The 24,301-nt window shown below is 39.3% G+C and carries 28 protein-coding genes; 4 read left to right on the top strand and 24 right to left on the bottom strand.

Going from position 1 to position 24,301, the window contains the following annotated elements; genetic code table 11:
• Positions 1–22: 22 nt before the first annotated feature.
• The 9 genes from CWS20_RS07815 to acpS all read right to left on the bottom strand — a co-directional run bounded on the left by CWS20_RS07815 (position 23) and on the right by acpS (position 6,643).
• Positions 23–1,036, bottom strand: a complete 1,014-nt coding sequence (locus CWS20_RS07815) for a PP2C family protein-serine/threonine phosphatase (RefSeq protein ID WP_066192958.1) — start codon at positions 1,034–1,036, stop codon at positions 23–25.
• 10 nt (positions 1,037–1,046) lie between these two features.
• Positions 1,047–1,448 (bottom strand): anti-sigma regulatory factor, encoded by a 402-nt coding sequence (locus CWS20_RS07810; protein ID WP_066192956.1) that lies wholly within the window; start codon positions 1,446–1,448, stop codon positions 1,047–1,049.
• A 4-nt stretch (positions 1,449–1,452) separates the two neighbouring features.
• Entirely contained in the window at positions 1,453–1,809 is a 357-nt protein-coding gene (locus tag CWS20_RS07805; RefSeq protein WP_066192954.1) for an STAS domain-containing protein, read from the bottom strand.
• The gene (locus CWS20_RS07800) at positions 1,806–2,630 is read right to left on the bottom strand and encodes an STAS domain-containing protein (RefSeq protein WP_066192952.1); all 825 of its coding nucleotides are present in this window, start codon (positions 2,628–2,630) and stop codon (positions 1,806–1,808) included. Before CWS20_RS07800 ends, CWS20_RS07805 begins: the two co-directional genes overlap by 4 nt.
• 303 nt (positions 2,631–2,933) lie before the next feature.
• Entirely contained in the window at positions 2,934–3,284 is a 351-nt protein-coding gene (locus CWS20_RS07795; protein WP_066192950.1) for a type II toxin-antitoxin system PemK/MazF family toxin, read from the bottom strand.
• Between the two features lie 4 nt (positions 3,285–3,288).
• Complete coding sequence (locus CWS20_RS07790) at positions 3,289–3,570, bottom strand: CopG family ribbon-helix-helix protein (protein ID WP_066192948.1); 282 nt, start codon at positions 3,568–3,570, stop codon at positions 3,289–3,291.
• 212 nt (positions 3,571–3,782) lie between these two features.
• Positions 3,783–4,934, bottom strand: a complete 1,152-nt coding sequence (gene alr / locus CWS20_RS07785; RefSeq protein ID WP_066192945.1) for an alanine racemase — start codon at positions 4,932–4,934, stop codon at positions 3,783–3,785.
• Between the two features lie 189 nt (positions 4,935–5,123).
• The gene (locus CWS20_RS07780; protein ID WP_066192943.1) at positions 5,124–6,137 is read right to left on the bottom strand and encodes a LolA family protein; all 1,014 of its coding nucleotides are present in this window, start codon (positions 6,135–6,137) and stop codon (positions 5,124–5,126) included.
• Between the two features lie 149 nt (positions 6,138–6,286).
• Entirely contained in the window at positions 6,287–6,643 is a 357-nt protein-coding gene (gene acpS, locus CWS20_RS07775) for a holo-ACP synthase (protein ID WP_066192941.1), read from the bottom strand.
• Positions 6,644–6,746: 103 nt separating this feature from the next.
• On the opposite strand from acpS, the gene CWS20_RS07770 reads away from it, so the two are divergent.
• Positions 6,747–7,466 carry a rhomboid family intramembrane serine protease gene (locus CWS20_RS07770; RefSeq protein ID WP_066192939.1) on the top strand — a complete coding sequence of 240 codons (720 nt, stop codon included), beginning with the start codon at positions 6,747–6,749 and terminating at the stop codon, positions 7,464–7,466.
• 115 nt (positions 7,467–7,581) lie between these two features.
• Here the strand turns inward: CWS20_RS07770 and CWS20_RS07765 are convergent, their stop codons facing one another.
• From CWS20_RS07765 to CWS20_RS07725, 9 genes are all read right to left on the bottom strand, one after another.
• Positions 7,582–9,027, bottom strand: a complete 1,446-nt coding sequence (locus CWS20_RS07765; protein WP_326135499.1) for a PH domain-containing protein — start codon at positions 9,025–9,027, stop codon at positions 7,582–7,584.
• Entirely contained in the window at positions 9,017–9,496 is a 480-nt protein-coding gene (locus CWS20_RS07760) for a PH domain-containing protein (protein ID WP_066192934.1), read from the bottom strand. The genes CWS20_RS07765 and CWS20_RS07760 overlap by 11 nt, the downstream gene beginning before the upstream one ends.
• A 209-nt stretch (positions 9,497–9,705) precedes the next feature.
• Positions 9,706–11,184 carry a degradosome RNA helicase CshA gene (gene cshA, locus CWS20_RS07755; protein ID WP_066192932.1) on the bottom strand — a complete coding sequence of 493 codons (1,479 nt, stop codon included), beginning with the start codon at positions 11,182–11,184 and terminating at the stop codon, positions 9,706–9,708.
• Positions 11,185–11,636: 452 nt separating this feature from the next.
• Complete coding sequence (locus CWS20_RS07750) at positions 11,637–12,320, bottom strand: alpha/beta hydrolase (protein ID WP_066192930.1); 684 nt, start codon at positions 12,318–12,320, stop codon at positions 11,637–11,639.
• Between the two features lie 161 nt (positions 12,321–12,481).
• Positions 12,482–13,678: an ABC transporter permease gene (locus CWS20_RS07745; RefSeq protein WP_066192928.1), complete on the bottom strand. Its 1,197-nt coding sequence runs from the start codon at positions 13,676–13,678 to the stop codon at positions 12,482–12,484.
• Entirely contained in the window at positions 13,671–14,600 is a 930-nt protein-coding gene (locus CWS20_RS07740) for an ABC transporter ATP-binding protein (protein WP_066192926.1), read from the bottom strand. Before CWS20_RS07740 ends, CWS20_RS07745 begins: the two co-directional genes overlap by 8 nt.
• Positions 14,597–15,472: an ATP-binding cassette domain-containing protein gene (locus tag CWS20_RS07735; RefSeq protein ID WP_066192924.1), complete on the bottom strand. Its 876-nt coding sequence runs from the start codon at positions 15,470–15,472 to the stop codon at positions 14,597–14,599. Before CWS20_RS07735 ends, CWS20_RS07740 begins: the two co-directional genes overlap by 4 nt.
• Positions 15,456–15,872, bottom strand: coding sequence for a GntR family transcriptional regulator (locus CWS20_RS07730; protein WP_066192922.1), 417 nt, complete (start codon positions 15,870–15,872; stop codon positions 15,456–15,458). The genes CWS20_RS07735 and CWS20_RS07730 overlap by 17 nt, the downstream gene beginning before the upstream one ends.
• Before the next feature lie 29 nt (positions 15,873–15,901).
• Positions 15,902–16,630, bottom strand: a complete 729-nt coding sequence (locus CWS20_RS07725) for a hypothetical protein (RefSeq protein WP_066192919.1) — start codon at positions 16,628–16,630, stop codon at positions 15,902–15,904.
• A gap of 152 nt (positions 16,631–16,782) precedes the next feature.
• Here CWS20_RS07725 and CWS20_RS28945 point away from each other — a divergent pair, with 152 nt between their 5' ends.
• Together CWS20_RS28945 and CWS20_RS07720 are read left to right on the top strand one after the other, a co-directional pair.
• Entirely contained in the window at positions 16,783–16,905 is a 123-nt protein-coding gene (locus tag CWS20_RS28945; RefSeq protein WP_276328296.1) for a hypothetical protein, read from the top strand.
• A gap of 28 nt (positions 16,906–16,933) precedes the next feature.
• Complete coding sequence (locus tag CWS20_RS07720) at positions 16,934–17,137, top strand: hypothetical protein (RefSeq protein ID WP_066192917.1); 204 nt, start codon at positions 16,934–16,936, stop codon at positions 17,135–17,137.
• Positions 17,138–17,424: 287 nt separating this feature from the next.
• Here CWS20_RS07720 and CWS20_RS07715 read toward each other — a convergent pair whose 3' ends face one another.
• Both CWS20_RS07715 and CWS20_RS07710 read right to left on the bottom strand, forming a co-directional pair.
• Complete coding sequence (locus CWS20_RS07715; protein ID WP_066192915.1) at positions 17,425–18,798, bottom strand: UDP-N-acetylmuramoyl-tripeptide--D-alanyl-D-alanine ligase; 1,374 nt, start codon at positions 18,796–18,798, stop codon at positions 17,425–17,427.
• Between the two features lie 93 nt (positions 18,799–18,891).
• Positions 18,892–19,971 (bottom strand): D-alanine--D-alanine ligase, encoded by a 1,080-nt coding sequence (locus CWS20_RS07710; protein ID WP_066192914.1) that lies wholly within the window; start codon positions 19,969–19,971, stop codon positions 18,892–18,894.
• Positions 19,972–20,482: 511 nt separating this feature from the next.
• Between CWS20_RS07710 and CWS20_RS07705 the strand changes: the two genes are divergently transcribed.
• Positions 20,483–21,664, top strand: coding sequence for a dicarboxylate/amino acid:cation symporter (locus CWS20_RS07705; RefSeq protein WP_066192912.1), 1,182 nt, complete (start codon positions 20,483–20,485; stop codon positions 21,662–21,664).
• Between the two features lie 221 nt (positions 21,665–21,885).
• On the opposite strand, the gene CWS20_RS07700 is transcribed toward CWS20_RS07705, so the two are convergent.
• Genes CWS20_RS07700 through CWS20_RS07685 form a run of 4 tightly spaced genes read right to left on the bottom strand, consistent with a single transcriptional unit; the run spans position 21,886 to position 24,296 of the window.
• On the bottom strand, positions 21,886–22,491 hold the full coding sequence (locus tag CWS20_RS07700) for a histidine phosphatase family protein (RefSeq protein ID WP_066192910.1): 606 nt from the start codon (positions 22,489–22,491) through the stop codon (positions 21,886–21,888).
• Between the two features lie 10 nt (positions 22,492–22,501).
• Entirely contained in the window at positions 22,502–23,218 is a 717-nt protein-coding gene (locus CWS20_RS07695) for an ATP-binding protein (RefSeq protein ID WP_066192907.1), read from the bottom strand.
• The gene (locus CWS20_RS07690) at positions 23,215–23,709 is read right to left on the bottom strand and encodes an ECF transporter S component (protein ID WP_066192906.1); all 495 of its coding nucleotides are present in this window, start codon (positions 23,707–23,709) and stop codon (positions 23,215–23,217) included. The genes CWS20_RS07695 and CWS20_RS07690 overlap by 4 nt, the downstream gene beginning before the upstream one ends.
• The gene (locus CWS20_RS07685) at positions 23,706–24,296 is read right to left on the bottom strand and encodes a cob(I)yrinic acid a,c-diamide adenosyltransferase (protein WP_066192903.1); all 591 of its coding nucleotides are present in this window, start codon (positions 24,294–24,296) and stop codon (positions 23,706–23,708) included. Before CWS20_RS07685 ends, CWS20_RS07690 begins: the two co-directional genes overlap by 4 nt.
• Positions 24,297–24,301: the final 5 nt, after the last annotated feature.

Raw genomic sequence — 24,301 nt, 5'->3', positions numbered from 1 at the left:
ACATTACCCCTATATATATAGATTAAACCTTACGCCTTAAAATAATTAAAGTAAAATCATCTCTAAGCTGGAAATCCTGTAATTTCTCAAGCTCTTTATAAACATTTTGCACGACACCCTGTGCACTTAGATGAAGGTATTTCTTAATAAGGGAAAGCAGTGTCTCCCTTTCAATAAACCCTTCCTCTGTGCGTGATTCAGTTACGCCATCAGACATCAAAATAATCATATCTCCAGGCATTACTTCTTTTTCGTATTCCCTATATTTTGTCTTCTTATCAATCCCTAGTAAAAGTCCTTTAGCAGGAAGTTCAGAAAATTCATCTTGGGTAGCATCATAATAGAGTCCTGGTTCATGACCTGCAGAAGCATAGCTAAAGCAATGGCTTGCCGTGTTATATGTGCCGTACAGCATTGTAATAAACATCGTTAAGTCAACATTTTGCTCTACTACTCTATTAAGATTCTCCAAGACGACTGTAGGGCTTTTTCTATTTTCAGGCAAGCTATCCATCGCATATTTAATCATTGACATACAAAGAGCTGCTGGCAGCCCTTTACCGATTACATCCGCAATGGCAATGCTCACGCTATTATTTTCATCTTTAACAAAATGGAAGTAATCTCCATTCATATGTTTAGCCGGGACACTGATCGCTCCAATATCCATGCCGTCAACACAAGGTACCTCTGTGCCTAAAAGTGTTTGCTGCACATTTGCAGCAATTTCCATTTCTGTTCGCAATTCCTGCTGAATATGCTTTAGGTTTTGGTGCTCACGGTAAGCAAATCCATAGCCTACCATTACTTCAAGTAAAATATCAAAGGATTCCTGCATTTCAGCTGTGAAATCATCAGGAAAAAGTTCGATCATTAAATTTTTATGAAGACTAACCATTTCTTCAGGCGGTATATTACGTTCAAGTGCATTTCTACTAAATTTTTGACTTTGATATAATGCCTGCTCAGAGCCGCCTTTTAAATAGCTTGTAAGCAGTTCTCTATATTTGGACTCCATACTTCTCCTGAAATCCATCATTATCCCCCTATCGGAGCCATTTAGTGGCCTGTATATCTGTACCTTCTCCTGGATTTGAGTCTATCATAAACTCATCCATTAGGCGTTTTACGCCAGGCAAACCAGCTCCCAGTCCCCCGGATGTTGAATAGCCATCTTCCATTACTTGCCTTATATCGCTAATACCAGGACCCTTGTCAATAGAAATAATCCGGAGACCGACTTTGCCGCTCTCATACATTTTTTCTATACATATCTGGCCTTGTCCCGCATAAAGAAAAATATTTCTCGCAAGTTCACTAATTGCAGTTGTTATTCTTGCCTGATCAACTGTGCCAAAGCCAAGTTCCTTTGCGACATTTCTACCAAGCTGCCTTGCCGAGACAATGTCCCATTCATTTATTATCTTAACGCAGGATTGGTTGTCCATTCGGTTATTCCCCCAATTCCTGTTGTAATTTCTCCAAGCCTTTTTCTAGGTCCAATGCGGTTAACACATTATTTAAACCTATGCCTAATTCAGTTAATGTTATTGCTACTGCCGGCTGAATGCCTGTAATGACTACTTTGGCGCCCATTAAATGGGACATCTCTATCACATCGCCTAAAACTTTGGCAATGAAAGAGTCAATAAAATCGATAGAAGTAAGATCTATTACTACGCCATTCGCACTTGTATCATGAATCTTTTTTAATAAGTCCTCTTGAAATTGGAGTGCTGTTTGATCATCTAGCTCCCACTGTATAGAGACTAGCAAGCAATCATGTAATTTTAAAATTGGTATTCTCAATTTTGACCCTCCAATGGCACAATTTTACGTTTTGTCATTTCCAGCGCTGCTTCTACTCCTGCCTTCAATGTGTTCTTCGTAATGACTCGATTCAAATCAATACCAAGGCTTACGATCGTTTGTGCAATTTCTGCTCTAATGCCAACAAGCATGCATTTAGCACCGATTAAGTGCACTGCATCTGCCGCTTGAATAATATGATGAGCCACCATAGTATCTACAACCGGTACACCTGTAATATCTATTAAAACAACTTCAGATCGATGCTTAACGGCTCCTTGAAGAAGATTCTCCATAATCTGTCTGGCACGATCAGTATCAATTGTTCCAACAAGCGGCATCACAGTAATCCCTTCAAATATCGGAATAAGCGGAGCTGATAATTCCTGTAATGCTATTTTCTGATTGCTAACAGTGCGCTCCCAAGATGTCGTATAATCGTTAATAATTTCGCTAATCATCGCTTTTATCCAATGATTGAGATCATGCATAACTTCCGCCTGATTCTCTCGGCTGATATAGTCATCACTAACCATGCATTCATAAATGACATCACTTAAAACATCTAACGCATTCACAACAAAGCGCAGTGGCCAGCCAAGTCTTACAACTCTATCAGAGAAGTCCTCTAGTCTTGTTTCATACACATCTACTGAACCGGAAATTTTTAATATGGCTAATTCAATCAGCTCATTGCTGTAAATTGTAAAGTTCTGATCTAGAATAACATTGCTTACAGTTTCATCCGATTGTTCCTTTAATCGCTGCACCCATTCATTAAAAATCGCATCTTTATTAGTTTGAATATAATTTAAAGTCATTTAACCTTAATTACCCTCCTTATTTTATCATATATATTGGTTAATTTTTCCTTTATAAGGGTATTGTAAAAGAATCTACAAAATTGTAAAAGAATCCACATAAATCTACACTCTATTTAATTTTATCATAAACAAAGTGTGTGTTTCCTTTATGAATATTTTCCTTTGTCAGAAAAACGCGTCTCGTTTATTCCACAAATAGAACAATTACCCGGTTGATTTAGTTTTTAAACAAAATATAAAAAAATTTTATAAAAACGTAATATAAAATAAAAAAACGCCCCAATCTTCTGAGCGTTTTCTTTAAAATTCTATAAGACCTAAGCTAATTTGCAAGGCTTCATTCACTTTTTCCATCATTTCGTCATCCAGATGGGTAATTTTATCGGTTAACCTCTGTTTATCAATTGTACGAATCTGTTCTAATAAGATTACTGAATCTCTTTCAAAAGCATAACGCTTCGCATCAATTTCAACGTGAGTAGGCAGCTTTGCTTTTTGAATCTGTGCGGTAATTGCTGCAATAATTACTGTGGGACTAAACCGATTCCCTATGTCGTTTTGAATGACCAGTACTGGACGGACGCCGCCTTGTTCTGAACCAACAACTGGGGATAGGTCTGCAAAATAAACGTCACCACGTTTGACAATCAAAGGATCATCCTCCGCTTACTAGACGTTCAACTGTGCTTTCTGCCTCATATTCCGCTTGAAATGCCTCAGATGCTATCGTCAAATTTAATTTCGCCATTTCCATGTAGCCTCGTCTCATGGACTCGCGAATTTGTCTCTTTTTCCGTTCACGCAAATACATTTTGGTTGCTTGATAAATAAACTCACTTCGGTTCACATTCTCTTGCTTCGCAAAACCATCTAGCTCCGCTAATAGCTGTTGCGGCAATTTAACCATTATCTCTGTCGTTGCGCTGGATTCAGACACAAACAAACACCTCCACCATCACTACATACCGTTTTATATCTACCAATTTTCATATTACCATTATTCTTATACGATGCAAAGGGGATTTTTTTATTCTTCTTGAATTATCCGTATAAAGTACTGTGCATTTTTTCAACTGTTTCCAAGGTAACGAAGTTATTTATTCCCATAAGTTATCATCTATTATCTGCAATAACAATAAAAGGTATGCATTAAAGTAAACCATTTCTTACAGAAGTTTCATTTCCACCTTTTGTATAAACACGAGGAACGCGATTAGATACTTGACAAGTTACTTCATAATTAATGGTTTCAAGCGTTTTTGCAATCTCATTCACTGATATCTCAGTTTGTTCCTGCTTGCCAATTAATGTGACCTGGGTGCCTACCGGCAGTTCCGAAGGCAGCTTAATCATGCATTGATCCATACAAATTCGGCCAACTATCGGCACGCGCTCTCCATTAACAAGGACCTCTTGCGTACTCAGCTTTCTAATCCATCCATCCGCATAACCAATCGGCAAGGTGCCAATCCACTCTTCTTCCTTAGCTTCATATGTCGCTCCATAGCTTACTTTTTCACCTTTATTCAACTTCTTGACATGAACAAGTTTCGTATGAAGAGCAAATGCCTCTTTCAATTGGAAAGGAAGAACAGCCGCAATATCTGGCGATGGCGTCAAGCCATACATCGAAATTCCATAACGCACAGCATTAAAATGCGATTGAAAAAATCGTAATCCTGCCGCACTATTGCTTGCATGAATATATTTAGGCTTTTCCTTCATCCACCCAATCATTTCATTAAATTTTTGCAGCTGTTCTTCATAATAGCCTGTTTCCATTTCATCCGCTGTTGCAAAATGAGTAAATGCGCCTTCCAGCTTAAATACTTGATTCTGCTCCAGCTGTTCGTTTAATTTCGTCCACTCTTCATGCTTGCGAATGCCAATCCTGCCCATTCCACTATCAAATTTCACATGAATATTTAATTCTTCTTTCACAAATGTTTTTGCTTTTTCCAGCCAGTCAGCTTGAAAAACGGTCAAGCTGATGTTATTGGCCGCAGCAAAACCTGCATTTTCGGGGCGGCTGTAACCAAGAACTAATATCGGGGCATCCGCCCCCTTCTTTCTTAACGCCAGAGCTTCATCTAATGTAGCAACTGCTAATCGGGTGGCACCTGCATTCAGTGCGGTCTTCGCAACCTCAATATCTCCATGGCCATATGCATTAGCTTTCACCACAGCGAAAACCTCTGTATCCTCTCCCACATGTTTTTTCATTGACTTTACATTATATGTGATATGATCCAAATTTATCTCTGCCCATGTATCTCTATAAAATTGGGTCTGCTGATTCACTAGGTTCACTTCCTCTTCTGTATACCGCTTTATTCGATATATTTGATTATGTCATATGAAAATTATACAGAAAAGACTATTTTCGATAAATTTTGATTTTTTTCGAGGATTATTTTATTGTCTCCATCTCTATTTTTGCAAAAAAAAAACAGCATAGGAATGGCATCTCCCTAGGCTGCTTATATTTTATTATTTGATTGAATCCCCTTGAACTGATTGTGCAATGGTTATCATTTCCTCCTCTGATAATTCGGAGGAAGCAATCATATAATCGACGCCATTATGTGTCCAAGAAATCATATTATGAGAAATTGCCCCAATCGTAAAGCCTAAATCGACCGGATCGCCATTGACTGATGTTGCTGCACTTGCTTGAACTGCTGTCGCTTTCTCTTGAATTAAAGTAAATGATTTCTCGCCTGTATACGTTAATATCACACGTTTGCCATCTTCTGTCTCTACTTCTTTTTCTGATTCAATCGAAACGCCTGGAATTTCAGCCTCTGGGTACATTACTGTAAAGCCTTCTTCTTTATCTACCTCTGCCATAACAGGTATCTCTAATTGCGCACCTGTCATATTCTTCTGCATATCAAAATCCTTTTTATCAAATTCTTCATCAAATTTTACTTTTGTAAATTCCACAGTAACTAATGTGTTTTTATCAGAGTCCATCACTTTTACACTAACTGGAGACAAATCTGATTTATTTAATGTAATTTCTTGATATGGAAGCATTTGATTATTTTGATAACGCGTTTTCGTTTCATAAACGTAATGATCTTTCGTCGCATTAAACTTCGCTTCCTTGTCATTGGCAATATCTTTTATTAATGATTCATATAAATAAGCTTGGCTGCTGTTTTTCGGCCAATCACTTTGGAAACGGAAGCTTTTGTTCAGTGCCGGTGTTAAAACATATACACCTTCTTTATTGCGGAGAATCATTTGGCTTTGATCTTTTTGCGCATTTTTTAATGCGACACGGTAGAAGTCCGGATCCTTATGCCATACTTCAATATCATAAGTTTGCGGATCCGTTCCCATTTGCAAGGTCATCTTCGCTTCTGCCTTATAACCTTTCAATGTTTCAACCTTTTTTGTAAGCTCCTTTGTTACATCTTCCTGCGACTTTGTTCCACAAGCTGCTAATAATAACATGACTGACAGCCCGATGAGCAGCATGATAAACTTCCTCTTCATCCCTTCAACCCCTTTGTCTCAAGTTCAACTAATGCAAGCAAATGCACATCCATGGCCTTGTCTTCTCCATTGCACTACTGAATATATGAGACAACCTTAGGGATTATTCCAGACGTTCATACAAGCTTACAAAAAATTGCCGATAGCCATTAATTGACTTGCTCAATCACTACTTGAGCAACGGCATATTCCTTGCTATGAGAAATTGAAAGATGAACACCATCCTTCAATGGCTTCACTATGATTGGTTTTCCGCTATCATGAGTAGCCGTTTCTATATCCTTAAATGAAAGGTCCTTGCCAATGCCAGTACCATACGCTTTTGAAAATGCCTCCTTAGCGGAAAACCTGCCTGCTAAATACTCCACCTTTCTTTTTTCTGAGAGAGCTTCATATACTGCTTTTTCGTTTGCAGTTAGTATTCTGTCGACAAACCTTGCCTGCCTGGCAGCCATTGTCTTAATCCTGCTTAATTCAGTTATGTCTATACCAATGCCAATAATCATTTTTCAACTTCCTTCTAATTAAATTGAATGCTGCATAAAACAAACTATAGTATATTGGATGTACCAATCTATTTACGTTTATATTTGAAAAGGAGGTTCCCGGGTGTTTATTAGAACAGAGAGCTTTAAAGATTTCATTCGTTTCTATCCAATAGTGACAGCGATTATTGCCATTAATATCGTATTGTATTTGCTTACAATTTTGCCAATACTGCCGTCCGGCTCGCTGATGGGGGCTTTAGCAGGCATTAATTTCTATATTGTTCAAGGCGAATACTGGAGACTTATTACGCCAATCTTTATGCATAATGGTTTTGCCCATTTATTATTCAATAGTTTTTCGTTGATTTTATTTGGACCTGCTTTAGAAAGGATGATTGGGAAAGCCCGCTTTTTAATGGTCTATTTTATCGCGGGAATAGGCGCCAATCTTGCCACATTGCTTCTTGAGCCCCTCACTTATATGCATGTAGGTGCAAGCGGAGCGATTTTTGGACTCTTCGGCTATTTTACTTCGATTATTGTTTTTAGAAGAGAGCTCTTATCTGCACAAAATGCACAGCTCGTCATTACTATTACCATTATCGGTGTCATCATGACATTTATGCAGCCGAATATTAACGTTACAGCTCATTTATTCGGTCTGCTCGCAGGCTTTCTTATCGGAGCAGCAACAATTAAAAATAAAACTTCAGGCTTTTCTTCTATTAAGACAGGAGGATGGAAACCCGCCCGTCAAAGCTTTAAAGGAATCCCCCTCGCGACATTGCTCGTTTGGGGAGGCATTGTCCTTCTGGCCATTCTCGGCCTGATCTTTCGATAAAGTGAAACTTTCATCAGTGAAGGACTTACTGCTCGTTGATCTGCGATAATGATTAACAAAGGGACGCTTCAAAAAGCTACATTGCCTTTTTGAAGCGTCCCTTATCATATCCATTCTAAGGCATTTGTTCTTCGTTTGAAACATCTGAATAGGAATACCATTTATAAAGTCTCAGCACATCTTCAGTGGTTAAATCAACCACCTTTCCGCCTGTCGCTCCTGACCCTGACATGGCCATTGCTTGGATTGTCGCTAAGTGGCGTTTCTTTTGAAAATGGCTTTCACTCATTGTTAACGACTGGATGCGGTTCTTTCTTAAATAGACGGTATTTTTTGATATCCCTCTAAATCGAAGAATTACTTGATGCTCTTTTAGATTCCAGCCCGCTGCCTTGTATTGTAAATACGAAAATAAAAGCGCAACAAGTACGAAAGCCAGCCCTAAATAGCCCCATGGCTGGAAGAAATAAATCAGCGCCGCTGAAATTGGGATGGAAATTAAAAAACCTCTTAATAAATATCTTTTCAATGCCCTTGTTGGTGCTGGAGTAAACTTTCCGTCCAGCTGATATTCTGACAGACAATTGCTTAATATCGCATCTATTTGTTTCTTTTTAATAATAGGCAAAAGCATCACACGGGCATTCTCAGTATCTTTTAATGATCCTCCCGCACTATCAATAAATACCGATGCATAACCAATCGGCTGTCTAATAATATTTTCTGTAATCCGCAGCGCCTGGATGCGGTGAAGCGGAATGGTCAATTGCTTTTTTTCAAGTAAGCCGCGTGTAATGATTAAATCTTCTTCCGTTTTTTTCACAGTAAAATTTGCATATTTCAGCACTGAACCAATTAGCGCAATCACCCATGCCAAAACAAAGCAAAGGAAAACAAGCATGCTGATAAAAATAAGACTACTTGTAATGACAGCTTCAAGCTCCTTATAAACCTTTTCAAATGGAATGACTTCTGCAAATTGGAACATAAAAGCAACAACCGCTGAAATTACCACTCCTACACCACCAGATGTGGATGAAAGCAGCAAAAGTTCACTCGGTTTTATTTGATAAATAACGGTTGCCCGCTTCTCCTCTTGCGGCTCATCTTCATCGAGTACACCATTTTTTGCTTGAGAAAGAGCTTCTTGGATTCTGCTCGCATCCTCTTTAGATATTGCTGTTAATACCGCTTCTGCACCAGTTCCAGATCCAGCTGTTTCCACGGTCATTTTTACAAGACCAAAAGGTCGCTGCAAAATTCCTTCTGATAAATCCAAACTTTGAATTCTTTCAAAAGGGATGTATCTTTTCTTTCTTACAATTAAGCCTGATTCAATGCGGAGCTCGCCTTCTTCTATTCGATATGTAAATCGCAGCCATGTTAATATTCCGGATATTAATATTAGAAAGATGATGCCGAGTGTAATATACATCTGAATAAGCCCTTCACTGTTGCCGACGACAACAAACAGCAGAATAGGGATAATAAGCTCCTTTAATTGCTTAAAAAAGTTTGCAAGAGCTGAAATAGGATGCAGTCTTTTCGGTTCAGACATCATCTACAGCCACCCTTGCCAAATTTGAGATAAAGAATCTTAGCTCCTCCGCTTCATCCATATCAAGCGCTGGTATTTCATGTACAGTGGCAGCTGTTGATACTGTTACTGTGGCCAGTTTATATTTACGAAGTATAGGCCCTTGCTGAGTATCTACATGCTGCACCCTAATCATTGGTACAAGCGTCCTCTTAATAATAAATACTCCATGCTGTAGCTCAATTTCATTTTCTCTTACCTCATAACGCCATCTTTTCCAGCGCATGGTTGGAATCACCATAATCGCGAGATAAGCATAGATGGCAAAAACCATAAGTGCCACACCGATTATCCATATCGGCCAATCAAAGATAATTGTTAATGTAATCGCTCCCCCCGCGAGCAATAACGGGATAATTGAATGAAGCGCACCTGATATTTTCCAAACTGTTAAGCCTCGTTTGGAAATTCGCTTTTGCGGCTTAGTAATCATTTATGTAAACCTCCTGTAGCTCGTTCATCTCTCACTTCTATTAGTATACATGATATGCAGGTGAATTCTCAGCAAAAAATTGGCAACTCCACATATAATTTTAGCTCAATATAATTCAGTACTGAGCAGGTATTATTTCAACAAGATTCCGGATATGAACAAAATAAAGCTGCTCAAAAAATGGCGGCTCATCATCGAGCCGCCATTTTTTATCTATAGCTATTAGAATTTGTTTTGCTTGTTTGCTGATTTCTTTTTCCAGAATGGCTTTGACGCGGCTTATAAGATCCTTTTTGCCTGCCTCTTTGCCCGTAACCACCTCTGGACTGATTGTTGTTGCGATCATACGGACGTCTATCTCTTTTAGATGGAAGCGGTTTTTCTTCTGTAAGTTTTACCGGTGTTGTGTCAGGCTCTTTTGTCATCAGCTTCATCAAAGCTTGAACAACTGCCTTTGGATCATGCTTTTCTAGTAAATCCTCAGCAGATTGCTGATAATATTGCAAATGATTCTCTTCTAAAGCTTGTTCGACTTTTTCTATGACTGCCTTCTGCTGTCCTTCTAAAGCTTCATCCAAAGTAGGTGCTTCCATACGCTCCATCTGTTTCTTCGTTGTTTTTTCAACCACACGAAGATAAGACTTTTCACGCGGATTGATAAAGGTCATCGCTACGCCTTCTTTACCTGCACGGCCTGTACGCCCGATGCGGTGGACATAGCTTTCTGGATCCTGTGGGATATCAAAGTTATACACATGTGTGACACCTGAAATATCCAGTCCGCGAGCAGCTACATCTGTAGCGACAAGAACATCGATGGAACCTTCTTTAAACTTGCGCAATACGGAAATACGTTTCGCCTGGCTTAAATCTCCATGAATGCCTTCAGCCATATATCCTCTTAAGTTCAACGCTTCTGAGAGCTCATCAACTCTGCGCTTCGTTCGACCAAATACAATTGCCAGCTCTGGTGATTGGATATCAAGCAATCTTGTCAGGACATCAAACTTATTTTTTTCCTGTACTTCAATGTAATATTGTTCTATTAACGGTACAGTCATTTCTTTTGCTTTAACGCGAACGATTTGCGGGTCTTTCATAAAGCGTTCAGCCATTTTTTGAATCGCTGGAGGCATCGTTGCAGAGAAAAGCAATGTTTGGCGTTCTTCTGGTATACTCGATAAAATGGATTCTATGTCATCAATAAAGCCCATATTTAGCATTTCATCCGCTTCATCCAGAATAGCAGTATGGACATGGTCAAGACGCAATGTCTTTCTATTAATATGATCGAGAATACGCCCTGGTGTACCTACGATAATATGCGGACGGTTTTTTAAAGCACGAATTTGACGGTTAATATCCTGACCACCATAAATAGACAATACTCTTGTTCTTTTACCAAAACCGATTTTATATAATTCCTCAGAAACTTGAATCGCAAGCTCTCTTGTTGGCGCTATTACAATTCCTTGAATCACGTTTTTTTCATAATCAATTTTATCAATCATCGGAATCCCAAAAGCCGCTGTCTTACCTGTACCAGTTTGTGCTTGTCCGATTAAATCTTTATTTTGTAAACTTAATGGAATCGTCTCTGCTTGAATAGGTGTTGACTCTTCAAAGCCCATTCTCTTTAGAGACTTCATTGTAGCAGGGCTAATGCCCAAATCTTGAAACTTTGTCAATGTATCCAATCTCCTTCTTATTCTTGAAAAATATTTTCTATCATGCAGGCAGGAATTACTCTCCTGAAAAGCTCATTGTCCAAGTCGATACCTTTTTCGGACGATTCGCATGAAACCCGCTTTAGAGGGAGGATGAGGGAAAGGGTTTTTTCAACCAAAGATAGGCTTAATTACAAATCTACAGGTATGATAATGATGGCTTCCGCATCCTAATTCACCATGTAAAACACCAAAATTGAACATCATATGGCGCTAGTTTAATGAAAAAAGACATTCTCCTTTGGAGTATGTCCGGGTTTCTAAGAAGTTCCTGTTGACACTTTGGTGTTAATATTACCATCTAACACCGTTAATTGCAACGCTCTAAAGTAACATAGAACCTTGTTGACATTGCGATTTTCTTAAGAAAAATATTTTTTCAACCAACACTGGAAAGCAGCTTTTTTGTATGATTATTGGAGGAAATTATACACTTCTTTAAATAGCTTTTCCTTTTCATTGCAATGACAAATTTGATGCTGGGATTCCTTTAAGAAAATTAGTTTCTTGCTCTTTGTACCGATTGTTCTATATAAATACTCAGCGCTTTTTACAGGGACAATGCCATCACATTCACCTTGTGCAATCAATGTTGGTATCTTTACTTGGTTGATGCGCGGACGAACAGACGCAACCAGCCTGCGAAATTGAATCGTAGCTGTTACAGGAGTTGATCTAATTTTTTGCTTATAGCGATTGAATAATTCATTTTCACGTATTTTTCCTTTTAATCCATCCTTCATCATTTCACGGATGTCAGTAAAGAGCTGCTTCGGGTTCACGTAATAGGCAGCCGCACTTAATAAAACAAGCTTTTCGACAGGATAGAGCAGCGATAAGTGGCTGGCAATCATTCCACCCATAGAAAAGCCGACTAAGTAGACCTTCTCGCACCTCGCTAATAGTTGGCGCAATTCATTCTCAGCATGCTCAATCCATTTTTCATAAACAATACCCTTTAGCATTAAGCTTTCTCCATGGCCTGGTAAGGTTGGTACGACTATATCCCAATCTGTATGCTGCTTCAAATAGGCAGCTAAAGGTTCGACCTCATATGGCGATCCGGTAAATCCATGTATACACATGCAGCCAATCATGATTAAACACCGCCGATTTAAAATTTACTTTTATTTTATACATATTTGTATATTCCATGCTATTAGGAAGGTTTAAACAGTATTTTCTTAAATTGCACCTTTCTTCCTATGTCAGCAACAGAGAAATGCCCTCAAATATTAAATTGAGGGCACATTGTTCTTTAATATTTAAGCCATTTCAGCATTTCCTGCGGCGTTGCATTCTTGCCATATTTTAATATACCTATGCTAAATATTTTTCCAGCTATCTTCATCAAGACCCAAATACTTACAATCAACAGAGAAAGCGCGACAATAATCTCAAGCCAAGGCCATTGTTCAAGAACCGATAAACGTATGATTAAAATTCCAGGAGCAGTCAAAGGAAAGTAAGAGGCTGCTTGCGCAATGATACCTGACGGATCGTTTAAAACCGGGGCAATCAAAAATAATGGCAGCCATGGCAGGATGAAAACAATTCCTTGAAAATTACTTGTTGAGTCCACATCTTCAAATGAAGCGCCCAGTCCTGCAAACAAGGCAGCAAATAGTAAATAACCAAGAATGGCTATAAAAACTAGTACAATTGTTTCTGGAACGAGCAAATACTCAACGACAGGGAAGTCAAGCTTCCAAATAAAGAATGGAAGGAGACATATTAACCATACAAAGGCCTGCGTCATCCCAAGAGCAAAATATCCGATTATCTTTCCTTGCATCAATTCCCCGGGTGTAATTGAGGAAAGGACAATCTCAGACACCTTCTCTTTTTTCTCGCCAGAAGCACTCTGAAAAATCATCATGCCGGTTGTGATAACTGATAGCAAAATAGCGCCAGCTAATATCCCAGGAACGAGCCGCTTAAGTGGATTCTCCTCCTTTGTTTCTTCCGATACAGCGACACTCTCAATAGAAATTCCTTGAGTAATCAAGTTGGTTTGCTCTGGAGTCAGAGACAGCGACTCTAATTGCAATAGCTGTATGCTTCCAGCAAGTGCAGATAATTCCTGATCAAATGTCTGCGGCATCGATTCGTTTGTGAATACTTCTAGTCTTCCGTTATCCACTGCTGTTTCATCTAGCAATAAATAAGCCGTGTTTTCATGTTCTTTTATATAGGATGACATATTCTTATCTGTCTTTTCTATATTCCAAGTAATACCTTGTGCCTTAAGAGATGGTTCTATCCCCTTTAGCGCATTGATTTCATCCTGCACATAGACGTTCACTTCGTCCTTCTGACTTAAGGAATCAAATAAACCAGGCAGAAACGCAAAGAGAAGAAAAAGTGCGGGAGTCAGTAATAAAGAGATAATAAAAGATTTGCTTTTCATATTTTTCTTATATTCCCATTTGGCTACCTTCTTTGAATTACGCACTTTTCCCACTCCCTTCCGGCGAATGATCTGTTGCAATCTCTATAAAAATTTCATGAAGAGAAACTCTGCTTATCGAGAGTTCATTGAAATCTACATCAGCAGGCAGATTTTTAATCCATTCGGAAGGATGAACATGATCCTCTAAAAAGAGCGTCGTCACCTTTCCTTGATGTGTGGCTCTTTGTACTTGTGGAAGCTCACTTAATTTAGTCCTATCATTCACGCCATGCATCACGCATTTAAAATTGGCATATTTCTTCTTTATTTCTTCCAGCGTCCCAGAGATGACTTGCTGGCCCCGATGCATCATCAGAATGCGATCACACAGCTCTTCGACTACATTCATTTGGTGGGCGGAAAGGAGAATAGCAGTGCCGCTGCCAGCCAGTTCCCTGATTTCGTTCTTAATCACATCCTGACTAACAGGATCTAAACCAGAAAACGGTTCATCTAATATAAGCAATTCGGGCTCGTGAATAATCGCAGCGATAAATTGAACCTTTTGCGCCATTCCTTTCGAAAATTCCTCTATTGTGCTTTTTTCCTTCCCTTCTAGTCCGAATTTCTTCAAATAAAACAATGCTCTCTCTCTCGCTTTTTTCAATGGATAGTCCTTTAACTCTGCGAAGTAAAGCAAAATATCCATGATGCTCACCTTTTTATACAATCCACGTTCTTCAGGCAAATAGCCAACCACCCTTTTAGGAATTTCTGCTGAACCATGACGGTTGAAGTGGATTTTGCCTTCATCTGGATATAGGATGCCCATAATACTGCGAATGGTTGTTGATTTTCCGGCGCCATTCGGTCCTACGATCCCCATAATTTCGCCTTCAAAAACTTGAAATGACAAGTCATTAACAACCGTCTTATCTTTGAATGATTTGCCAATGTTTTGAACTGTTAAAATAGGTACCTTCATAAAACCCCTCCATTCTTATTCACTACCATATAAGAAATCACTTCATCCATTTCAAGGCTTTCAGCTTCAATCCAGCCGATTTTATGTGAAAGTAAATACGCTTCAGCCTTCTCTGCATCATTCGTAACTATCAGACGATTATTCTTCCTGTCAATCTCACCAGGCAATTTGATTTGCGATGACAGCTCCTTCTCTAACCAATATTTTTTAAAACTCGAAACCAGTTCATCTTTAACAAATTTACCGTGCAGCTTTCCATTGCTCATGAACAATAAATAGTCCGCAAGCTTACGTATATCTTCAGTTTGGTGGCTCGATAGTATGATAAGCTTTTCTCCCCTTTCCATCCATTCGACAAAAAGATCCATTACTCGGCTCTTTGCAGGGATATCCATATGTGAAGTCGGTTCATCCAACAGCAAAATATCCGTGTCACGCGCTAGGGTTAAGGCAATCGCCAATTTCTGCTGAACACCTTGAGATAGCTTGCCAAACTTTTTATTTAGAGGAACGCTTAATGAACGTGCAATATCATCAAATAAACTCTGATTCCAATTCGGATACAATGGTGAGATGAGCTGCATGAGCTGTCTGCCAGTAAACTCATCACAGCCAACCAATGTTTGTGGCTGATAGGCTATCCGCTTTTTCCAGCCTTCATCTTCTCCAGCTACATTGGATCCAAACACTTCGATGCTTCCTGCATCAAATGTAACAAGATTCATGATTTGCTTGAACAGCGTTGATTTCCCCGAGCCATTGCCGCCGACAATGACATGAATCATTCCTGATTCAAATTCAAGCTCGATCGGACCCATTTTAAAATCATTCATGTTTTTTTCCATTTGATTTACCTTAATCCAGCTCTCCATTTGCCTTCTCTCCCTTCTCTTTCAATTTAGCGATGATTTCCGTAAAAACTTCTTCTATTTGTTCTATGGAATAATCATGGCGCAGACCGGTTTCAATTCCTTTTTCCAATGCTTGATAGATAGCAGCCACGGTAACCTCCTTCTTTTTGTCAGCCTCTACTTCAGCCACAAATGTTCCTTTTCCCTGAGTGGTTTTAATAAACCCTTGCTGTTCGAGATTTAAATAGGCACGCCTAGTTGTAATTACACTAATTTCCAATTCCTTTGATAGTGCCCGAATGGATGGAAGAGCAGTCCCCGCTTGTAAATGTCCGCCGGCGATTAACGCCTTTACTTGCTCTTCAATTTGATGGTAAATCGGCGTTTTCGAATCTTTAGCTAATCGAATCGGAAGATCCACCTCATCGCCTCCTTCCTTGTCTGACCTTCTTATTTAAAATAATCGATTTTCGGAATCTTTCTTTGCATTTGGTTTTTGCTATATAGAAAGGCAGCAAGCCCAATCGTGATAGCTATGATAATGGATACTACCGGCCATCGCTGTGCGGCATAAATAGACCAGCCGACAAGCCCGTTAGAGGATAGCTGATTGACTAAAATCATGATTGCGATTGCACCGCCGTAAAAGAAAATGACCTCTAAATAAAGCAGAAGCTTATTGTCTCTAAATTTCTCACCGATATCAGCTACTGGGAACATTGACCCCGCGCCAATACCAAAGCTTAGCCAAATGATCGAAAACGCTAGAAAAGAGCCTAGAGTCATCATCTCCTTAACTCCTACGGAAAGACCAATGTAAAGCGCAATTAACATCAATAAATTAAACGGAATCGAAAAAAAGTAATAGACAAAGAAACGACTATTTATGATGATATTCCTTGGAATCGCCAGTTGATTAAGCAGAAGAAAGTAGGTCGATGCGTATACTCCATCATCTAACTTTTGCAATTGGAATAATTTAGGTTTAATCCAAGCGGATCCACACCAAAACACGAGAATAAAAAATAAGTCTGTGATTAATCTTAATCCTGTTTCAGTTATAAAAACTGAAAAGCCTAAACCAATTAAAATGGCATAAAAAACCATAAAAATCAGATGCTTCCACGATGCCTTTATCTCAAACGAAGCCAGCCGCCAAGCCTCTTTTATTTCATTCATTTTTTTTCCTCCTAACTGTTATACTGTTTATATCTATATACACAGTATATAACACTCCTCTTCGATTTGCCAATAAAAATCCAAAATTTTTTTGAACCGCAGGATTCTTTTAGTTGTATAAGTAATAGATGTAGGAGAGAAGGAAACGAAAGATGGGCATCGGGTTTATCGTATCTTTAATTGTAGGTGGAGTAATGACGGTATTCATATTGGCTATCGCCATCCCAATGGAAAAGAAATATATTGTACGTGAAAATCGAAAAATCAATTTTTAAAAAGTCGACCATTCTGCATAGGTGGAATATGTTCGATACGCTTACTTTATTACTGGCGATTTATACGATTGTTTGTGTACAGATGCTTAACTTCTTAATTAGCAGCGGAAAAAATGTGGGGAGAAAAAAGATGAACAACGGAAAGCAAAATGACATTGATCCGTTCCTGCAATGGCATTTAGATACAGATCAAATTGACCTTTGCAGTCGCTGTCAGCTCTGCTTTAAATAAAAGGTTTTGAAACCTTTCTATTTTGAATGCAGTCCTATCAGTAATCATGCCAGTCATCGCATGGATAATTATGAGTCATTCGACAGCAGAACCCGCTTCTAGCCAGTTGTTTACCTCCTGGAAAAACGGTGACATTCGAGCGGTCTTTATCTTTTTTGCCACCTTATTTTCGCTTGCTTATTGGTTAACTATTTTATTTTTCAAGAAAAATAAAATAGAAGTATATAAATAGGAAAAACCTTTGTTTCACATGAAACAAAGGTTTTATTTTATTATAATTAAATAGTTTATTGTAATCCTGCAACAACTTCTTCAAGCTGCATGCCTCTTGAAGCTTTCACAAGGACAATTGTTTCATCGTCAACGTGTTTTTTTAGCTCTTCAATTAATGGCTGTTTTTCGCCATATGAGAAAACTTTCTCTTCAGAGAAAATATTTTTTGCACCTTCAGCAATAAATGAACCGAGTCTTCCATAAGTAAATACTGCATCAATATTCTCAGCACAGATGGACTTCCCTATTTCAAAATGGAACTTCTCTTCCTCTGGACCCAGCTCGAGCATATCACCTAACACAAGTATTTTCTTTTTATAGCCTGGTAAATTAGCCAATAACTCAATCGATGCTTGCGTAGAGGTTGGACTCGCGTTGTATGCGTCATTTATGATTTTTTCTCCATGCAGGCCTTGTAAAATTTCCATCCTCATATTTGTTAGTCTCACTTTCGCTAATCCTGCTTTAATGTTTTCAAAACTTACATTAAAGTGGAGAGCAGCTGCAATCGCTGCTAATGAATTCAATACATTATGAGTACCTAATACCGGCAATATGAACTCTGTATCAGATAAGTTTATTTTAAATTTGCTGCCATTATCTAATTGCTCAATCTCCACTGGATATAAGTCATTCAATCTCGTTCTGCCGAAAGTTTTAACCGTCGCCGGACCTTCATATGATTTCAAACGGTTATGAAGAAGAGGCTCATCTCCAATATAAATAATCAATCCATCCTCTTGTAAACCATTAATGATTTCCAGTTTTGCTTCAGCAATGCCTTCTTTAGAGCCTAAATCCTGCAGATGGGATTCACCAATGTTTGTAATAATCACTACATCAGGTCTTGCAAGGCGAGTGAGGAAGTCAATTTCTCCTCTTCCACTCATCCCCATTTCCAGTACAGCAATCTCAGTCGTTTCCTCCAGACTCAGAATCGTTAACGGCATCCCCATATGGTTATTATAGTTCCCTTCCGTTTTCTGCACTTTATATTTTTCGGAAAGGAGATTTGTAGTCATATCTTTCGTCGTTGTTTTCCCATTGCTTCCAGTAATCCCGACGATTTTGATATCCAATTCATTTCTGTAACTACGCGCAAGCTCTTGCAGCGCTATCAAAGTATCCTCTACTATGAGAATCGGCAAGTGCAGCGGTGGATTTGGCACATCCTTTTGCCATAGTGCAGCACCTGCACCTTTATTAATGGCATCTTCAACAAAACGGTGTCCGTCTGTCCGCTCTCCTTTAAAAGGAATAAATAGCTGTCCTTTTTCTATATTTCTAGAATTGATACTGGCCCCAGCAATCTTTCGATCTGCAAAGGCGGTCACATCATTTTCAACTTTTATCATTGAAGCAACTTCACTTAAAGTTTTTCTAATCAATGTTCCTGCCTCCTTTTTAACAAAAGAGCATTCTTTATCATTGAATGCAGTTATGTAAATCGTGATGAACACGGCATAAAGCCGTGTTCACTCTTACATAGTATGTTTAATTTGTTGTTTTTCTTGATGACGTTCAATCGCCAAGTTAACAAGACGTTCAATCAGCTCAGGATATTCAACTCCAGTATGTTTCCAAAGAAGCGGGAACATGCTGAAAGGAGTAAATCCTGGCATTGTATTAACCTCATTTATAAAAAGCTTCCCGTCATGTGTTAAGAAGAAATCCGCTCTCACTAGACCTGAGCAATCCAACGCTTTATAAGCTGTAATCGCCATGTCTTTAAGTCTTTCATATTCATCAGCTGTCATTTCTGCTGGAATGATTAGCGATGTTTCGCCGTCTTCATATTTCGCTTTATAATCGTAGAATGCTTTATCTTTTGGCACGATTTCACCAGCAACAGAACACTCTGGATAATCATTCCCTAATACGCCAGCTTCAATCTCCCTTGCTGTAACGCCCTCTTCAATGATGATTTTACGATCAAACATGAAGGCTTCTTTAAACGCTGCCTCTAATTCATTACGGTTTGAGCATTTGCTTATGCCAACGCTTGAACCAAGATTAGCAGGCTTTACAAAGCAAGGATAGCCAATTTCATTTTCAACGTTATGATACGCTTCTTCCCTTGCTGTCTCCCATTCGCTGCGAATAAACCAAACATAGTTAACTTGCGATAGACCAGCTTGGGCAAATATGTTTTTCATGATTACTTTATCCATTCCAGCAGAAGAAGCCAGTACTCCGTTTCCAACATAAGGAAGGTTAAGCAGTTCTAGCATTCCTTGAACCGTGCCATCTTCGCCATTTGGACCGTGCAATAACGGGAATATTACATCGAAAGGCCCTTGCTCGGCAGAAGATTGAAATAATGTAGGCGCAAGTGCCATTGGTGATAGTGCATTCCCCTCAGAAAAAGCAAGCTCCTTCACGCTGTCTACCGGTCCATTTAATTGCGCCCCTTTAATCCATTGTCCTTCCTCAGTTATATAGATAGGGTAAATATCAAATTTATCAGAGTTCAACGCTTTAATCACAGCTAATGCAGTTTGCATTGACACATGATGTTCAGCGGATTTTCCACCATACAATAATCCTATTTTAATCGTCATGTTCAAAAGACCTCCATTTATACTCACATGTACTCATTTTACCACTTTATAAAAAAAGAAAGTAAATGATTCACTATTCTTTATTCAAGATTCTTGCCTATATATTATATGTATGAAGAAGTATGAGAAAGGTAGCTTTTTTCATTAGAAAAACTTGGCATTATCAGCGAATACCTTAGTATTTCCTATGCGATATTATAACTAAAACCCTTTCTTATTAGCCTAAAAAAGCCCGCATTTTCTTCCATTTATTACAGTTTTTCATTTCTCTAAATGCATCATACCATTATTATACTTTTTTTCTCCACAGTGACAATTAATATTATGTTACAAAAGCTCTAGTATTGTATTACAATCTTATTTTTCATGACTATCGTCCCTATATATCTTCCGTTCAGAATACAAACAATTATTTCATTATTACAGCTTTTTTATATCGTATTAACAATTTAACGGATAGACGTTATAATCCTCCTAACCAATACAGCTGTGTGCTGCAGGAGGACAAAAAATGAAAAATCTCGGATTACTTCCTAAAATAATATTAGCGATTGCATTAGGTATACTCATAGGCTCCTTTGCTCCTGAGAGTGTTATTAAAATATTTTCTACCTTCAACGGATTATTCGGCAATTTTCTAGGCTTTATCATTCCGTTAATTATCATCGGTTTCATAGCGCCAGGGATTGGAACGATGGGAAGAGGTGCTGGAAAGCTGCTCGGCATATCAACTGGTCTTGCATATGCATCTACTATTCTTGCTGGATTATTGGCATTGTTTGTCGCCAATTCTTTCTATCCTGTTCTTTTGAAAAATCAAACTCTTAATCGTTTCGGAAACCCTGAGGAAGCCTTGCTTAAGCCCTATTTCTCGATAGAAATGACACCTATTATGGATGTGATGGCTGCCTTGATGATTGCCTTTATTATTGGGCTCGGGCTTGCGGCGATAAAAGGCGAATTTCTTCAGCATGCAATGGAGGACTTCCGCTCAATAATTGAGAAGGTCATCGCGAAGGTCATCATTCCTTTATTGCCAATTCATATATTTGGGATTTTTTCCAATATGACTCAAGGTGGGCAAGTTGGAGCAATTATCTCTGTTTTTGCAAAAGTATTTGTTATGATTATTGGTCTCCACATGATATTTTTATTGATTCAATATTCATTCGCTGGTGCCTTAGCTAAGAAAAACCCAGTAAAAATGCTAAAAGAGATGCTGCCGGCTTATTTCACGGCACTAGGCACCCAGTCATCCGCTTCCACTATTCCAGTCACAATAAAACATGCGAAGAAATTAGGAGCGAGCGAGAAAGTTACTGACTTCTCCATTCCTCTGCTCGCAAATATCCACCTCTCTGGAAGCACAATTACGCTTGTAAGCTGTTCCGTTGCCGTCCTTATGCTGCAAGGACAAAGTGCAACCTTAGCAGAAGTGCTGCCATTTATTTTAATGCTTGGTGTCACAATGATTGCTGCTCCAGGTGTTCCTGGCGGTGCTGTTATGGCCGCATTAGGTCTGCTCGAATCAATGCTCGGATTTGACGCAACTATGGTCGCTTTGATGATTGCTCTTTATATGGCGCAGGATAGCTTTGGCACTGCTTGTAATGTAGCTGGTGATGGCGCAATAGCAGTGATGACAGATAAACTGAGTAAAAAAGAGCAACAGGCTAACCATACCGCTGCATAAGTCTTCAAAAATAAAGAAAGTGCGGCTCTCTCAATAGCAGCACTTTCGGTGAAGACAAACTCATTTAAACTTTTTAAACAAGAAGAACATGGGATTTGCCGAGGCTTTCCGTGAGGCGAACGGTAAGCCTCTCTAAATCCAACTGAAAATAATTATTTTCACTTTGTCTACACTCTGAAGCCCTCGTCAAGAAAAGGCTTTTAATGCAACAGATTACACATCTATTCACAATGCGCAAGGCAGGCTTCTTTCACTATTTTCCAGATGCCATGATCGTTTTCGACTACCGTCAAACTCGTTCCATGAATAAACGGCGGGTTCCAAATATCACTAATTGAAGCATTACGGAAAATCAAATAGAGCGCTTTAACAACGACGCCATGTGTCACAAGTAACACATTACCTCTGGCAGAACCTTCCAAATCTTTTAAAAAAGATTGCACTCGCTCAACTACATCCTGAAAACCTTCTCCATGCTGGTTTTTATATCCTTCTGGATCGTTCCAATAGGCATGATGCTGTTCAGGATAAAGTTCCTCAATCTCATCCCCTGTTTTCCCTTGCCAGTCTCCAAGAGCTATCTCCATAAGACGAGCATCCGTTTCAATAGATTGCTGTGATTCTCCAACAATAAGGTGAGCAGTTGACAATGCACGATGACTTGGTGAAGAAATGACGCGCGAAAAATTCGTTGCTTTCAATCTCTCTCCAAGGAGCGCCGCCTGTCTTTTTCCTTTGCCTGTTAATTTCGAGTCTAGCCGCCCCTGCATTCGATTTTCCTTATTCCACTCTGTCTCTCCGTGCCTTGTAATATAAATCTTTAGCATGTATACTCTCCTATTTTACAAACAACTTATGAAAATACCCGCCTGCTGCCTTTTCTATTTCGCCTCTTCGATAAGAAGGAAAGACAGCAATAAAACAGGTAGCAGGCCCAGATGAACGTAATAAATCAAGCTCACAGCTAATCGAAGCCTCAGTAAACGTCCGATTAGAAAAAAGCATATTTAATTCTGCCAATATTCCTTTCGATCCAACAGGCAGTACATTGACCTCAGGCATTTCACAGATTCGCTTGCACAATGATAGTGGCGCAACTGCTTCTTCTTGTTCAATCACTTCATTACCAACAAGCGGCTGCCCTATAATTGCAATCTCAGTCTGATCTGTACACAGCAATTCATCATCATATTGATTATTTTTCACCCTGCCCATCACTGATATTCCGACGGCAGACTGTTTTAAGGTGAAGTTACTCTCTGTGCTTCCTGTGAGAGGGATATGAGCCATGCCTAATTCAATCAATCCCTTCTCAATACCAGCTGTTAGCGCTGCCCATGCTTCATCTCCACAAAAATTTTGCAAAGTAATGGAAAAAGGGATAGCACTAGCAGCAATACATTCCATCATCGCAACCCTGAATGCATAATAAGATACAATCTCATAAGGAACTGCAACAACATCGTCCTTCTTTAAACCGATTCCGCCGCTATTGTCACTGGCAATGACAATTGATTCTTCAGGTGAAAAAGGGATGACTAATACATCCCTCATTTTGCAGCTCCTATATTGGAAAGCATCGGCTCAATTACTTTAGCTAACCGCGGAATAACAATGATGGCAATCACTGTATTTAACAGTGAGCCAATGAATAGAGATGGGACAATGGCCAAATAAAATGCTTCGCCCATAAAATAAAGAAACGGCAGCGGTGCAGCGAAAGCATTTCCTAAAACAAACAAAGCCGCAGCCGTCCACTTTCTGCCCTTTCGATACAAATAGGCAAAGACATAAGCCAGTAAAGCCATTTCAGCAGCAACGATTAGATGAAAGGGCCCCATTGGCAGCCCGCCCATTAATGCAGAGAGTAGATGTCCCATCCCACCTACTACCGCTCCAATCGGTCCGCCGAATAATGCTGCGCCAAGCAGGGCCGGGAAAGCATCTAATGCTACACTCCCAATTACTGCAGGCACCTTAATGGCTGCACCGATTACGGTTAGCGCTACTAATACCGCAGCCCAAGTAATTTTCATCCCTTTCATGATTCCTTATCCCTTCTGCGCTTACCGCCGCGGAATACTTTTGCACTGCGCTCATATTCTACGTCAGGATGGTTTAATCGGAAGTTAATTACACGAGCAAGAGCAAAGAAATAATCTGATAAGCGGTTCAAGTATTGCAGCGCCACTTCCGGCACTTCCGGATCTGCTTTTTTCAATGTAACGACAAGTCTTTCAGCTCTTCTTGTCACCGTACGAGCAATATGAATCGATGCAGAAGCAGGCGCGCCGCCTGGCAAAATAAAGCGCTCCAATTCGGGAGCTTCATCGATGAATTGATCTATTCGAGATTCTAAATAATCTACCGAGTCCTGCTGAAGTTTTAATTCCCGCTTTTTCGTTACGTTAGCTAAATCTCCGCCGCAGTCAAATAGCTCATGCTGAATCTTCTCTAAATCGTCCAATACATCTTCAAATACTGCTGCATCAAGCTGGGTAACTGCTTGACCTACAAAACAATTCACTTCGTCAACTGTTCCATATGCCTCAACACGAATGTCATCCTTCTCTACTCTTCCACCAATAATACTTGTTTTCCCTTTATCACCAGTTCTTGTATAAATCCTCATCATGA

It is taken from the genome of Cytobacillus horneckiae (assembly GCF_002835735.1).
GTDB lineage: Bacteria > Bacillota > Bacilli > Bacillales > Cytobacillaceae > Cytobacillus > Cytobacillus horneckiae.
The sequence above is the reverse complement of the archived record's forward strand: the minus strand, read 5'-3'. Positions and strand labels throughout refer to the sequence as shown.